General features: G+C 56.3%; 15 protein-coding genes and 1 pseudogene. 9 read left to right on the plus strand and 7 right to left on the minus strand.

Annotated elements, in window-relative coordinates; all coding sequences use genetic code 11:
* Nucleotides 1-141: 141 nt before the first annotated feature.
* On the minus strand, nucleotides 142-333 hold the full coding sequence (locus KUA11_RS18185; RefSeq protein ID WP_475638918.1) for a LysR substrate-binding domain-containing protein: 192 nt from the start codon (nucleotides 331-333) through the stop codon (nucleotides 142-144).
* Here KUA11_RS18185 and KUA11_RS13015 point away from each other — a divergent pair.
* Nucleotides 244-627, plus strand: coding sequence for a zinc-binding dehydrogenase (locus KUA11_RS13015; protein ID WP_254454927.1), 384 nt, complete (start codon nucleotides 244-246; stop codon nucleotides 625-627). The two genes, KUA11_RS18185 and KUA11_RS13015, sit on opposite strands and share 90 nt — an antisense overlap.
* A 39-nt stretch (nucleotides 628-666) precedes the next feature.
* On the opposite strand, the gene KUA11_RS13020 is transcribed toward KUA11_RS13015, so the two are convergent.
* Nucleotides 667-1,581: an MFS transporter gene (locus KUA11_RS13020; protein WP_217411014.1), complete on the minus strand. Its 915-nt coding sequence runs from the start codon at nucleotides 1,579-1,581 to the stop codon at nucleotides 667-669.
* A gap of 384 nt (nucleotides 1,582-1,965) precedes the next feature.
* On the opposite strand from KUA11_RS13020, the gene KUA11_RS13025 reads away from it, so the two are divergent.
* The gene (locus KUA11_RS13025) at nucleotides 1,966-2,430 is read left to right on the plus strand and encodes a winged helix-turn-helix transcriptional regulator (protein ID WP_217411016.1); all 465 of its coding nucleotides are present in this window, start codon (nucleotides 1,966-1,968) and stop codon (nucleotides 2,428-2,430) included.
* A 425-nt stretch (nucleotides 2,431-2,855) separates the two neighbouring features.
* Here KUA11_RS13025 and KUA11_RS13030 read toward each other — a convergent pair whose 3' ends face one another.
* Entirely contained in the window at nucleotides 2,856-4,055 is a 1,200-nt protein-coding gene (locus KUA11_RS13030) for an MFS transporter (RefSeq protein WP_408744208.1), read from the minus strand.
* A gap of 189 nt (nucleotides 4,056-4,244) precedes the next feature.
* Here KUA11_RS13030 and KUA11_RS13035 point away from each other — a divergent pair, with 189 nt between their 5' ends.
* Genes KUA11_RS13035 through KUA11_RS13050 form a run of 4 tightly spaced genes read left to right on the plus strand, consistent with a single transcriptional unit; the run spans nucleotide 4,245 to nucleotide 6,614 of the window.
* The gene (locus tag KUA11_RS13035; protein ID WP_007400092.1) at nucleotides 4,245-4,820 is read left to right on the plus strand and encodes a TetR/AcrR family transcriptional regulator; all 576 of its coding nucleotides are present in this window, start codon (nucleotides 4,245-4,247) and stop codon (nucleotides 4,818-4,820) included.
* Complete coding sequence (locus KUA11_RS13040) at nucleotides 4,817-5,719, plus strand: DMT family transporter (protein WP_217411019.1); 903 nt, start codon at nucleotides 4,817-4,819, stop codon at nucleotides 5,717-5,719. The genes KUA11_RS13035 and KUA11_RS13040 overlap by 4 nt, the downstream gene beginning before the upstream one ends.
* A 37-nt stretch (nucleotides 5,720-5,756) precedes the next feature.
* Nucleotides 5,757-6,311, plus strand: coding sequence for a cysteine hydrolase family protein (locus tag KUA11_RS13045; protein WP_217411021.1), 555 nt, complete (start codon nucleotides 5,757-5,759; stop codon nucleotides 6,309-6,311).
* A gap of 60 nt (nucleotides 6,312-6,371) precedes the next feature.
* Nucleotides 6,372-6,614, plus strand: coding sequence for an NADPH-dependent FMN reductase (locus KUA11_RS13050; RefSeq protein WP_225063087.1), 243 nt, complete (start codon nucleotides 6,372-6,374; stop codon nucleotides 6,612-6,614).
* Here the strand turns inward: KUA11_RS13050 and KUA11_RS13055 are convergent.
* Together KUA11_RS13055 and KUA11_RS13060 are read right to left on the minus strand one after the other, a co-directional pair.
* Nucleotides 6,609-7,145 carry a hypothetical protein gene (locus tag KUA11_RS13055; protein ID WP_217411023.1) on the minus strand — a complete coding sequence of 179 codons (537 nt, stop codon included), beginning with the start codon at nucleotides 7,143-7,145 and terminating at the stop codon, nucleotides 6,609-6,611. The genes KUA11_RS13050 and KUA11_RS13055 overlap by 6 nt on opposite strands.
* Nucleotides 7,142-7,927, minus strand: coding sequence for a helix-turn-helix transcriptional regulator (locus KUA11_RS13060; protein ID WP_408744209.1), 786 nt, complete (start codon nucleotides 7,925-7,927; stop codon nucleotides 7,142-7,144). The genes KUA11_RS13055 and KUA11_RS13060 overlap by 4 nt, the downstream gene beginning before the upstream one ends.
* On the opposite strand from KUA11_RS13060, the pseudogene KUA11_RS13065 reads away from it, so the two are divergent.
* Both KUA11_RS13065 and KUA11_RS13070 read left to right on the plus strand, forming a co-directional pair.
* Nucleotides 7,840-8,620: pseudogene (locus KUA11_RS13065) on the plus strand (class I SAM-dependent methyltransferase). The gene KUA11_RS13060 and the pseudogene KUA11_RS13065 overlap by 88 nt on opposite strands.
* An 85-nt stretch (nucleotides 8,621-8,705) precedes the next feature.
* Nucleotides 8,706-9,167 carry a YbaK/EbsC family protein gene (locus KUA11_RS13070; protein ID WP_217411027.1) on the plus strand — a complete coding sequence of 154 codons (462 nt, stop codon included), beginning with the start codon at nucleotides 8,706-8,708 and terminating at the stop codon, nucleotides 9,165-9,167.
* Between the two features lie 83 nt (nucleotides 9,168-9,250).
* Here KUA11_RS13070 and KUA11_RS13075 read toward each other — a convergent pair whose 3' ends face one another.
* The gene (locus KUA11_RS13075) at nucleotides 9,251-9,619 is read right to left on the minus strand and encodes a winged helix-turn-helix transcriptional regulator (protein WP_217411029.1); all 369 of its coding nucleotides are present in this window, start codon (nucleotides 9,617-9,619) and stop codon (nucleotides 9,251-9,253) included.
* Nucleotides 9,620-9,739: 120 nt separating this feature from the next.
* Here KUA11_RS13075 and KUA11_RS13080 point away from each other — a divergent pair, with 120 nt between their 5' ends.
* A complete protein-coding gene (locus tag KUA11_RS13080; RefSeq protein WP_217411030.1) occupies nucleotides 9,740-10,765 on the plus strand; it encodes a zinc-dependent alcohol dehydrogenase family protein in 1,026 nt (341 codons plus the stop codon).
* A 219-nt stretch (nucleotides 10,766-10,984) separates the two neighbouring features.
* Here KUA11_RS13080 and KUA11_RS13085 read toward each other — a convergent pair whose 3' ends face one another.
* Nucleotides 10,985-11,488: a hypothetical protein gene (locus tag KUA11_RS13085; RefSeq protein ID WP_217411032.1), complete on the minus strand. Its 504-nt coding sequence runs from the start codon at nucleotides 11,486-11,488 to the stop codon at nucleotides 10,985-10,987.
* Between the last annotated feature and the right edge of the window lie 440 nt (nucleotides 11,489-11,928).

Genomic DNA, 11,928 nt, shown 5'->3' on the forward strand with positions numbered 1-11,928 from the left:
AAGACTATGGAAAAGCCACCCTCAAGGGTGGCTTTTTTGCGTTCCGGGAATGAGCGCAGGATGCGTATAGGATGCAAATGGGAGTGAAACTCCAGCGTAGGTTGGGCTGATTTCACGTATGCGTGAACCGTCAGAGCGAGGTCATTTGGGCGGGAACAAATTCGCCGTCATGAACTCGACAAACACCCTGAGCTTCGGTGAGAGATAGGGACTGGACGGCCACAGAAGACGGAAGCCCCCCGAATGTTCGGTATGGTCGGACAGCGCAGGAACGAGGCGTCTGCTCCTGAGATACTCGTGAAGCACAAAATCCGGGAGGCTGACGATACCCATGGAGATGGTGTCAGCCATGTCCTGGAACTGGGCGGACCGGAGACCTACCCCCGATTCGTCAAATCGATCGGGACCGGTGGCCACATTGTCCAGATCGGCGTGCTGACCGGCTTTGGACCGCGCCCGGATATCGATCGTATCCGCAGCGCAAATGCCAGCATTGACGGAATTACCGTGGGCTCCGTGGACCACTTTCGGGAAATGAATGCGTTTCTGACCCAGCAGGACATCCATCCTGTCATCGACAGGGTCTTTCCTTTCGAACAGGCAGGCGAGGCTTATGACTATCTGTAGAGCGCGAAGCACTTTGGAAAGATCGTGATTGATCTGTCCTCATAATACGATTTCCGGTTTTTCGAGGCACGCCAGCGTTAGTCCTGCGAGGCCAAGTCCTGTCCCGAGCAGGCAGACGCTGGTCCAGCCTCCATGTGCATAGGCCAGTGTTGACGCGAAGGCGCCGCACGCGCTGCCAAGCGAATAGAAAACCATATAGGCACCGACAAGACGGCTGCGCGCCTCTGCGCCCGAAGCAAAGATCAGGCTCTGACTGGTGACATGGATCGCCTGAATGGCAAAATCCAGCAGGACGACGCCAGCGATTAGAAACCACAGTGGGATGGGCAGGGCGGTCATCAGGCTCCATGCCGCCAGGGCAAGAGCAAAGAAGGACAGTACGGTCGTCCGGCGGGCGCGTCCCTGATCGGCCCAGATGCCGGCTCGTCCGGCGCCCAGTGCTCCAGCCACGCCTACAAGTCCGAACAACCCGACTTCGGTGTGCGACAGCGAGAACGGGGCCGCGCTGAGCGGAAGAACAAGAGGCGCCCAGAGCACGTTGAACATCGCAAAGATCAGAAACGCAAGCAAACCGCGGCGGCGCAGGACGGATTTGGTCCGGTAAAGCGACAGGGTCGAGAAAACGAGGACCGGATAGGAAAGCGGCATGTCGTTTCGCTTTCTGGGAGGCAGGATGCGTGCCAGCACTGCGGCCATGTCTGCTGTCAGAACGGCAGAAGCAAGATAGACGGCCCGCCAGCCGATCGTGTCCGTGAGCAGGCCTGCAATGAGCCGAGCGCACAGGATTCCGATCACGACGCCGCTGGTGATCTGCCCGACGACCCGTCCCCGTTTGGCAGGTGCGGCCCAGCCGGCCGCGCAGGCCACCAGCGTCTGGACGATGACGGATGAAAGACCGACCAGAAACAGGCTTCCAAGGAGGAATTCCCATGAGAGACAGCGCGGCGGCAACAAGTGCAGCAGCGGCAGTGAGACCCTGAATGAGCACAAGACGCCCAGGTGGCATCAGGTCACCCAACGGCACAATACCGATCAGACCAAGCCCGTATCCGACCTGTGTCGCGGTGATGATACTGCCGATGAGGGCCGGGTCGACATCCAGATCATGAGCGATCTCGTTAAGCATGGGCGCAGCGTAATAGACATTTGCGACGCTGAGGCCGCAGGCAGTTGCCATAAGAAGAATGAGTGGAACGGTGAGCGGACGCTGCCGGTTATGGTCGGCAGAAGGAGGAGAGGACATAGATTGCACCTTATTAGTAGTCCTATAATAGAACCTCTTGCATCTCTCGTCGTCCAGTTCTATTTTAGAACCACATGAAAAAGTGAGGATGTCGAATGGTGAAGCGGGTGAGCCTCAGCGATGCGGAATGTCCGATGGCCAGGTCGCTGGATGGCATTGGCGACTGGTGGTCACTGCTTATCGTGCGCGACGCATTTGACGGCGTAAGGCGTTTCGGAGAATTCCAGAAAAGCCTCGGAATATCCAAAGGGATTCTGGCCCGTCGTTTGCAGGGTCTTGTTGCTTTGGGAGTGCTTACAATGACGTCGGCATCCGACGGGAGTGCCTGGCAGGACTACGTGCTGACGTCAAAAGGAGAGGCGCTATTTCCGGTCATCGTCGCCTTGAGACAGTGGGGAGAGGCGTTCTGCTACCGACCTGGGGAGCCACATTCGGAACTGGTCGACCGGAAAAAGGGGAAGTCTCTGGCACCGTTGGTCGTGCGGGACGCGGACGGCGAGATTATCCAGATGCGGGATACTGTCGTTAAAAAACTCGCGCTGTCTTCCAAGGACTACTGACGACGGTCCGTTTGGACGTGTTCTGACAAAATTGATGTAAAGTAGGCTGGGTGCAAGGTCTGTCTAGCACTACAGTTGCAATTTGCTTTGTTCGATAATTGTTCATGGCTCCCATAGTTTCCAGAAGGCTCGAATTTCAGGCTGTCTACGGCGAGAAAAACCGCAACTTTTTCGTTTTTCTGGCCCGGAAAATAAACTGCAACTGTAGTGCTAGGTGTCGACAATGATCAGGTGGAAGCCATAGGCACCCGTATAAGACTTCTTGAAAAAATTACGAGTGCTGAGGCTCCTCTCGTCCACGTTCCTTATTTTTCATTCCCTGGTATAGGCCACATCCGAAAAGAACACGCCGATTACGTTTGGGAAACTGTCGTATGGGAGTGGTGATTGTTGATTTTTACTGAGTTATAAATCAGATTTTGTCTCTATGCGTTGGTAGCCGTTTCTTTCCATGCCATGCATGAAAGCACTGTGCTGACCAAGGCCACAAGACCGATCAGAATAGCACAGCCGAGCCAGCCGTGACGGACATAGAGAGGGGCAGGGGCAACCGCCCCGATACTGCCACCCAGATAATAGCATGTGAGATAGAGGCCTGTTGCCGCAGACCGACCACTTCTGGCATGTCGGGCGGTATAACCGGTGGCACAGGATTGTCCGGCAAAGACGGCCATGCAGGAGAGAGCCAGCCCGACTATGATAGCAGGCAGATGGACGGAAAGTGTCAGGGCAATCCCGGCAATCCCGGCAATCCCGGCGATCTGCGAGAGTAGGAACGCCTGCGTTCGCCCGATCGTGCCAATAAGACGCCCGAAGAAGGGCGTGACTGTAACGGGCAGAAGGAAGACTACAAACAGGGCACCGACTTCGATTGCGGTTAGACCAAATGGTGGCGCTGCCAGACGCAGACTCAGATAGGTGAAGGATATTACCTGCTGAAACAGCAGGCTGGCCCCGACAAAGCATGTGGCGAGCAGCCGCCAGTCCCGCACTCCCTTTGCGACATTCCGTAAACTGTTTCCAAGAGACGCATTGGCTTTGAACCGGCGCTCCGTGGGCACACAGAACACTGTGAGCGCAAGCACTGGCATCAGAAGAACCGCAAAAGCCAGAAAGGTGGAGAGCCAGCCGGTGAGGGACGCAGCAGTACCAGCAAGAAACCGCCCGCAAAACCCACCAAATGCCGTGCCCGCTACATATACACCGTTCAGGGTGGTTGCCGTGCGCCCGGACCACTCCTCGGCGATGTATGCGAGAGCGGCAGTAAAGATGAAGGGCACCAGCAATCCTTGTGCAAACCGCAGGGAAAGCAGAGCGGCAAAATTCCATGCCAGAGCGCAGGAGGCAGTTGAAAGGATCAGTCCGATGAGAGCCATCACCATAATACGCTTGCGCCCGAAGCGATCGGAGATGGCGCCTGCCAGCGGGGCAGCAACTGCCACACCCAGAGTGGAGGTGCTGATTGTCCAGGTGCTGGTACCTATGCTGACACCAAACCGGCGGGCGATGTCAGGCAGGATCGGCTGCGTGGCATAGACGTTCAGGAGCGCACAGCTTCCCAAAGCGAAGAGAGCAGCCATTTGTCGAAATGGGACCGTAGTGTCTACAGCTACGTCATTTCTCATTGTCTGGACGTCTGAACGGTTCATGATCCGTCTCGCCGGTTGAGGCGTGCAGGTCGCTGGCAGTCGGGATCCTGTGCGTGAGATCTGGGTATCGTCATTGTTATTATTCAGCACAACTGATTTGTGAATTGCCTCTTTGCAGGCGCTGGACCTACGCTGACGAACGAGTGTTCGTGAGTCAAAGAACAAATGCGAGAGCCGGTCCCCCTGCGCGATATCGTGATCGAAGCGCGCGAGCTGTTTCGTGAATATGGTTACGAAGGTGCGTCGATGCGCGATCTGGCCGGACGTGTGGGGCTGCGTCCACAGAGCCTCTATACGCGGTTTCCGTCGAAAGAGGCTCTGGTGTCCGAGGTTCTGGCGCTGACGCTTGAAGAAATGCTGGAAGGTCTGCCTGATCCAGACCGGAACTGGCGTAACGCATGGAGGACGCTGATCGGGCGCATCGCGCAGACGCTGGAAAACCATGGTCGCTGCGTCGGCCTGCATCTGGCTTATGGCGTGACATCTGCGACACCTGAGGCGCAGAAAGCCGTCAGGGTATTTTTCAAGTCTGTGCAGGAGGCCATGACCCGGATCCTGCGTTCGGGAAAGATTGCGCCTCCCGCAGCAACTGCTGCCGATACGTTGGCTCAGTTGGAAGGTGCAACGCTCTGGATTGCGACGGAAGGGGACAATAGACCCCTCAAGCGTGCAGTCAGGCGTGCCCTGCACCTGGCTGGTCCTGTGCGCAGGTGTGGAGAAAAGGCCGAACTGCCATCATGACCAATGTTCTTCTGTTTATCGCCGTCGTCGTGGTCTGGGGACTGACGTGGTTCGCCATGCATCTTCAGCTTGGGGCTGCGCCGGTAGAGGTCGCGATCTTCTGGCGTTTCGCGCTTTCCCTCGTTCTGCTCGGCGGTTGGTTATGCCTGTCCGGACGGTTGAGAAGGCCGGCAACTGATTGTGTTCCATGGCTGATTGCCATGGGGATCTGTCTGTTCTCTGGCAATTATCTCGTGCTCTATCGATCGGCCGCCTATCTGGCCAGCGGCATGGTCTCGGTGATCTTCAGTCTGGCCAGCGTTCTGAACGCCCTGAACCTCTGGCTGTTCTTCCGCCAGCGGCCAGACGCACGGATTATCGGCGGCGGCCTTCTGGGCGTAATGGGCGTCGCGCTGCTGCTGGGCGGAGATCATGGAGGAGGGCTGCACGCAGGAAGTCTCACCGGGGTCGGGTTGGCACTGGCGGGCACTCTGTTCTTTTCACTGGGCAATATGGTTACCCGCAGGATCGGTCGCTTCGATCTGGATCTGCCCAATGCCGTGTTCTACGCGATGGGAGTTGGGACAGTCATCGTGGGAGCCGTAGCGCTCGCGCACGGATATAGCTTCGCTGTTCCGCTTACCGCAGCCTGGCTTGGCGGCTTGGCCTATCTGTCGGTATTTGGCTCGGTCATCGGGTTTTTGACCTATCTGTCTTTGGTGCACCGGATCGGGGCGGACAGGGCCGGCTATACGACGATCCTTTCTCCTGTCCTGGCTCTTGCGGTGTCATGCGTTTTCGAAGGTGCGCAGTGGACGGCTGTCATGCTGATCGGGCTCCTGCTTGTCATGGCAGGCAATGTATTGGCCTTCGTGCGTCGGCGGCCTGTTCCGGGTCCGGTCGAGGTGGAACAGGCGTGAGTTTCCATTATCATCTCATGCAGAAAAGGCGACAGACATGACAGATGAAGCCCTGATTATTGTGGACCTGCAGAACGATTATTTCCCGGGTGGGCGTTGGCCGCTGGTGGGCATTGAAGATGCTGCTGGTAACGGACGTCTCGTCCTGAGCCACTTTCGGGAAAAAGATATGGCGGTTGTCCATATCCGTCATGAATTCCTGGCCGATAACGCGCCGTTTTTTGCGCCGGGTTCATATGGCGCACAGATCAACGAGCTTGTCATGCCGAAGGAAGGGGAACCGGTGGTTCTTAAGCACCATCCGAACGCATTTCGGGATACGAACCTTAAAACACTTCTGAATGAGCGGGAAATTCGGAAACTGACCATTCTGGGCGCAATGAGCCATGTCTGCATCGATGCGACCGTCCGTGCTGCGGTTGACTTCGGATATGACGTGACCGTGGTGCATGACGCGGTCGCCACGCGTGATCTGGAGTTCAATGGAACAAACGTTCCGGCAAATCAGGTGCATTCTGCATATATGGCGGCGTTGGCATTCGCCTGTGCAAAAGTCATGCCGACAGCTGAGATAGTCCATACCTCGGAATGAGGTGCTATCGACAGCCATAGCTCCAGGGGTTTATATGAATATGGTAATTAAAGCATTATCGTGAAAATATTGACTCTTTCAGGAAGCACACGACACAACTCGACAAATACTGCGATGCTGCGCGCTCTGTCGTTCATGGCACCAGCGACATTTTCTATCTCAGTATTTGATCAGGTGAGCGCGCTTCCGGTGTTCTCGCCTGACCTGGAAACGGGTGAACTTCCGCCACAAGTGTGTGCCTTCATGGATCAGGTCGCTGCGAGTGACGGTCTGATCGTATCCAGTCCGGATACGACTTCATGACTGCTGCTCAATAACCTTACGAATATTCCAGAGCATGCGGCGGCGTAGTAACCCGCTGACGGGGCGGATCAGAAACCAGTACGGCGTAAAGCGTTGTCTGGCCTTGTCACTGAGGCAGAGGACACGTGTTTCGGTTATGAGGCGACACCTGCTTTCGCTAATGGGCGCGACAGTAAAGCCAAGAACCAGTTTGCAGAGATCTCCCTCCCGTACAGCCATGAAAGCGTCAGGAGAAGGAATGGAGCGAAGTCCATAATCGGCATGCCAGAATGCTCCGACCAGACCATAGGCAAGTGCGTGTCCGGTGCGCGCCAGAAGCGTAAAGTCTTCAAGATCCAGTGGCGGGGCGGACAGGCGCTTCATCAGTCGGCCAGGAAGTTCACGCAGACGGATAATCTGACGCACAAGGGGATCATTCTGTACGCGGAAAGCCGCAACGGCATCGAGAATATCAGATGCCTGACCGCGAATGACAATCGCGTGACGTTCAGAAAAATCACAATGTGGGAGCAGGATTTCGAAAGTGTTCATCGGGGCTTCAGTGTTACCAGCTGGTAGTGCGGCCATGTCGTGAAGGTAAGGGTGGTCTGGTCAAAGTCCAATGGGCCATCGGTCGGATGTCGAAACCGGCGAGGGCCGCCTTCTCTTAGCAATACACTCTGATTATGCCACAGCCGTTCAAAATCCGGACTTCGGGATCGAAGCTCCTGCACGAGTGTTTCCACCAGATGCGTGTCGCCACGGATGCTGGCAGCCCGGAATTCGGCAAGAACCCGTCGGGCACTGCCTTCCCAGTCATCCAGAAAGGTTCGGGCTGCACGGTCGAGAAAGACATAGCGCAGCAGGTTGCGTTCCTCACTGTCCAGCCATCCGAGAAAGAGACGCCGGGCCGCTTTGTTGGCGACGCAGGCATTCCACAGGGGATCCAGCACATAACAGGGCATGGTTACCTGCTCCGGGAAAGTCCGGACGGGTTCGGGAAGACTGGATGCGGTGACTGGCCGTGAGGCATCGGGATCCTTCAACTGCGCCAGTTCGAACAGATAGAGCCTTTCGGCAGGGGACAGATGCAGAGCCGTGGCAATACGCGCCAGTGTTGCCGCCGAGCAGGAGACATTCCGACCCTGTTCCAGCCACGTATACCACGTCGTGCTGATACCACAGAGTTGGGCGGCTTCTTCCCGCCGCAACCCCCGTGCCCGACGCCGTCCGGGCAGGACATGCAATCCAACGTCCTGCGGAGACAGGGCGTCACGTCGAGCACGCAGCAAGGCATTATGACGACCGGGCACAGGACTATGTTGCCAGCGCAGTACACAGTCAGGGCAGCGATCTGGACAGGATCGAACGTCTTGTCGCGGGCAAAAGCCTGCGGCGCGTTCTGGACTTGGGGTGTGGGGGAGGGCACGTGACCTACCGTCTGGCGCCCCATGTCGAAGAGGTGGTTGCCTGCGATATCACCGCTTCGATGCTGGACGCCGTGGCGCACGAGGCGGCCCGGCAGAATTTGAACAATGTTACGACGGTACAGGCCCCGGCAGAGGAGTTGCCATTTGACGCTGGAACTTTTGACGCCGTGTTCTGTCGCTTTACCACCCACCACTGGTCGGATGCTCTGGCAGGTCTGCGGGAGGCACGACGTGTCCTGACTTCTGCAGGCATGGCTCTGTTCATTGATGTGACGGGCCCCATCTTCCGCCCTGCTGGATAGCTGGCTGCAGTCGATGGAACTGCTGCGTGATATCTCGCATGTACGGGATTATTCATCTGCTGAATGGACGGCCTTTCTGGGGCAGGCGGCCTTCGCTCTGGAGGCTTTTCAGACCCATCGCCTGCGTATGGACTTCGCAAGCTGGGTGGCACGTACGAAAGCCCCGATTGAGCAGACTGTGGCCATTCGTTCTCTCCAGCAGGCTGCACCGGAAGCGGTGAAAGGCTATTTCGAGATCGAGGCAGACGGTAGTTTCATGATTGATGTCGGCAGTTTTCAGGTGGTGCCGTTGTGAACCGGTCTGTGATTGTGTCCGTGAAATGCAGGATGTGTCATCATCCGGACGACCAACAGTTTTCCAGCATTGTGGAGAGGAAGAGATGAGCCGGGAGTCCGTGCAGGCATTTTTCGAGGCGAACGCACCCGATATCGAACCGGTGGTGCTGACAGACAGTACGGCGACAGTGGCGGAAGCCGCTCAGGCATTGGGTGTGGAGGAAGGGCAGATTGCCAAGACGCTAGCGCTGAAAGTCGGGGATGAGCAGATCCTGGTTGTCATGGCCGGGACGGGACGGCTGGATAACCGCAAGACGAAAGATACGTTCGGCAACCGGCCTCGCATGCTGCCTGCAGACGAGGTGCTGGAACTGACGAGTCATCCCGTTGGGGGCGTGTGCCCCTTTGGGCTGCCGCAGCCGATCAGGGTGTTCTGCGACATCTCCTTGCGTGCGTTTGACGAAGTCTGGCCGGCGGCAGGTGATCGGAACAGTTCCGTATGTCTGACGCCGGAGCAACTGGTGGAACTTGTTGGCGCAGAATGGGTCGATATCAGCCAGCACTAATATCGGATTTCGCCTTCATCCCCGACGCTACATGGCCACGAGCATGTTCCCGAAACCGGACCTGCCTTGCGATCGTTGAACGGCTATGCATCGGATGCTTTAGCTTCGCGTCTCAGATCAGCCCAATCCAGCAGGGCTATGAAAACCGGACCGAGCGCTTTGCCAATATCCGTCAGGCCGTATTCGACTTTAGGCGGAACCTGTGCGTGGACCATGCGGAAAATGACCTTTTCCTGCTCCAGCGCACAAAGCTGCTGGATCAGCATTTTCTGTGAAATATCCGGTATGGCTCTTTGCAGGTCTGAAAAGCGCATGATCGGCCCCTCAAAAAGCCAGGCCAGAATCATCATCTTCCACCGTCCTTCGAGAATGCGAATGGCGCACTGCATATCGGCGGCTGAGCTGGATCGGGAACGTGCGTTATAAATGGTTTTTGTATCTGAATCCGGCATGGTTACCTTTTGGTGAGTATAGGACTTTTTTGTACGTTCTTGTCACGACGCCAGCACCATAGCACAGAGAAAGGCGCAACTGCGGTCTCGGCTGCACCCCTGGCTGAAGGAAACACCTGTATGACCATACGCGCCTGGCGCTTCGACGCCCTCTCTTCTCTCAGTGACCTTTCCGTGCACAGTGAACCGATGCCCGCACCTCAGCGCGGAGAAGTTCTTGTAAAGGTGCGTGCTGTTTCACTGAATTATCGTGATATCGCACCCACTCTCGGTCGCTATGTCTGGCCCGCGAAGTCAGGGCTTATCCCATGCAGCGATGCTGCGGGGGAAATCGTCAGTGTCGGCGAAGACGTGACGGTTTTCCGCCCGGGAGATCGGATTGTCAGCAGCTTTCATGCTCGCTGGCTGGGTGGCAGACCGCCGACTGGCTTGATGCTGGAAAGCTACGGCACCGGTTCGGATGGCTGGCTAACTGAATACAAGGTCGTCTCACAGGAAGCGGTGGTGCCTCTTCCGGAGAAGGTCTCATTTGAGGAAGGAGCCACACTGCCCTGTGCTGCCGTGACGGCTTGGAACGCTCTGTCGGGCGCCCTCCCCATGCGAGCCGGACAGACAGTCCTGACCCTTGGAACAGGCGGTGTTTCGATGTTTGCGGTGCAGCTTGCCAAAGCCGTGGGAGCGACCGTGATCTCAACGACGTCCAGTGCGGAAAAGGCCGAACGGCTGAAGGCATTGGGAGCAGATCATATTGTCAATTACAGGGATATTCCGAACTGGGGCCGATACATCAAGGATGACATCACTGGTAGAACAGGCGTGGACTGTGTCGTCGAAGTCGGCGGTCCTGCGACGATCAATCAGTCTCTCGATGCTGTTCGCTGGGGTGGAGAGGTTGTACTGGTTGGGTTCCTGAGTAGTGACAATCCGGGAATTGACTATTTCCATCTCAAAGGCAGCGGTGCAGTCGTCCGTTCTGTCGCTGTGGGTGACAGGTCTATGCTGGAAGATCTTGTGCGTGCATGGACCGCTTCCGGCCTGAAGCCTGTGATCGACAGTGTGTTTCCCTTTGCTCGGGCAAGGGAGGCATTTGACCATCTCATGACTGGCAGCCATGTCGGGAAAATCGTCATTACCCTCTCGGACTGACCCACGCGCTGGTACTTCTGCCACATCGCTCCGACGGCATGACGGCTGTCCTCGCAGATGTGTGTGGCTTAGACCGCGCTCGTATCGGTGAAATCATACATGGTGAGCACAATCCAAGCCTGAAGAACATTCTGCGCGAGCTTTGATGTGTCGCAACGATCAATCGGAACTCGAGAGCTGGCCGACTTTCGCTCGCATTCTCGTCTGCACACTTTTATTTCATCCGCGGATGGTGATTTCGATGGCTGAAGAATCAATGCCAAGCGTCAAAGCAAGAGCCTCTTTTGCTTGCGGGATAGTCATGGCATGTTTCGGTTCCCTTGCTTTTGCTACCGTCTGCGTCACCACTGGCGCGGGCATCGGCTTCCAATCCAGCCCATCAAAGTCGATATGTCCCTCGTAATCCTCGACCGTATAGAAGCGCACCGGATTGCGTCCTTCCCACTGATCGCCAATATTCACCGTGGCGTATTCGCTGAAAAGGATTAGCCATCGGCCGTCGTGATCCGTCGATTCTACCACGCCAGATACCTTACCGACTATGAAAGCCGATCCGTGCGCCTCGTTTCCTTCGGCTTCTCGCGTGTTGGCATTGCGACAGCAAACCGCATACTTACACCCGTTTGCACGATTGGGATCGACCGCCCACGATTGCGTTCCGCCGACCGAAAGTATGGTTTCAATCGATTTGTAAGTTAGAACCTGAATGACATTATCCGACATGATCACCTCTTAACGCCGCCATTGGGTTGCGGAAATGTATATGGGTAGTATCTGAATCATTGTCAATTGTATAGAATATGTATCCATACCTTGTGAGTGAGGGCGGATTTCATCTGCCGGATTGCCGGTGAAATTCGACGAGCAAGCGTATCTTATCCCCCACGGAGACCAGCCTCATTGGTTTCCTGCCTCGCCAGCAATGGCAGCGAGCTCTTCCAAAACGTCAGTGGAAATTCGGCTACTTCGCACCGCACCGCACGAATGACCGCTTCCCCTCCCATTCCGGACGTAGCCTCAACTGCGACCAACAAAGAGATAATGGAATGATACATTCTGCCTATGAACCTATTTGCTCCGGATCGAACGGATGTGGATCTGGTCGGAGCATCCAACCATAATCTGTATCGATCATTATTGCACGGATTGTATGGTATATGGTC

It is taken from the genome of Acetobacter estunensis (genome assembly GCF_019083805.1).
GTDB classification, from domain to species: domain Bacteria; phylum Pseudomonadota; class Alphaproteobacteria; order Acetobacterales; family Acetobacteraceae; genus Acetobacter; species Acetobacter estunensis_A.

Bases quoted from the DNA above. Each gene is read 5' to 3' on its own strand.
- KUA11_RS13015 (WP_254454927.1), top strand. From the start codon at position 244: ATGTTCGGTATGGTCGGACAGCGCAGGAACGAGGCGTCTGCTCCTGAG.
- KUA11_RS18185 (WP_475638918.1), bottom strand. From the start codon at position 333: ATGGGTATCGTCAGCCTCCCGGATTTTGTGCTTCACGAGTATCTCAGG.
- KUA11_RS13025 (WP_217411016.1), top strand. From the start codon at position 1,966: ATGGTGAAGCGGGTGAGCCTCAGCGATGCGGAATGTCCGATGGCCAGG.
- KUA11_RS13030 (WP_408744208.1), bottom strand. From the start codon at position 4,055: ATGAGAAATGACGTAGCTGTAGACACTACGGTCCCATTTCGACAAATG.
- KUA11_RS13035 (WP_007400092.1), top strand. From the start codon at position 4,245: ATGCGAGAGCCGGTCCCCCTGCGCGATATCGTGATCGAAGCGCGCGAG.
- KUA11_RS13040 (WP_217411019.1), top strand. From the start codon at position 4,817: ATGACCAATGTTCTTCTGTTTATCGCCGTCGTCGTGGTCTGGGGACTG.
- KUA11_RS13045 (WP_217411021.1), top strand. From the start codon at position 5,757: ATGACAGATGAAGCCCTGATTATTGTGGACCTGCAGAACGATTATTTC.
- KUA11_RS13055 (WP_217411023.1), bottom strand. From the start codon at position 7,145: ATGAACACTTTCGAAATCCTGCTCCCACATTGTGATTTTTCTGAACGT.
- KUA11_RS13070 (WP_217411027.1), top strand. From the start codon at position 8,706: ATGAGCCGGGAGTCCGTGCAGGCATTTTTCGAGGCGAACGCACCCGAT.
- KUA11_RS13075 (WP_217411029.1), bottom strand. From the start codon at position 9,619: ATGCCGGATTCAGATACAAAAACCATTTATAACGCACGTTCCCGATCC.
- KUA11_RS13080 (WP_217411030.1), top strand. From the start codon at position 9,740: ATGACCATACGCGCCTGGCGCTTCGACGCCCTCTCTTCTCTCAGTGAC.
- KUA11_RS13085 (WP_217411032.1), bottom strand. From the start codon at position 11,488: ATGTCGGATAATGTCATTCAGGTTCTAACTTACAAATCGATTGAAACC.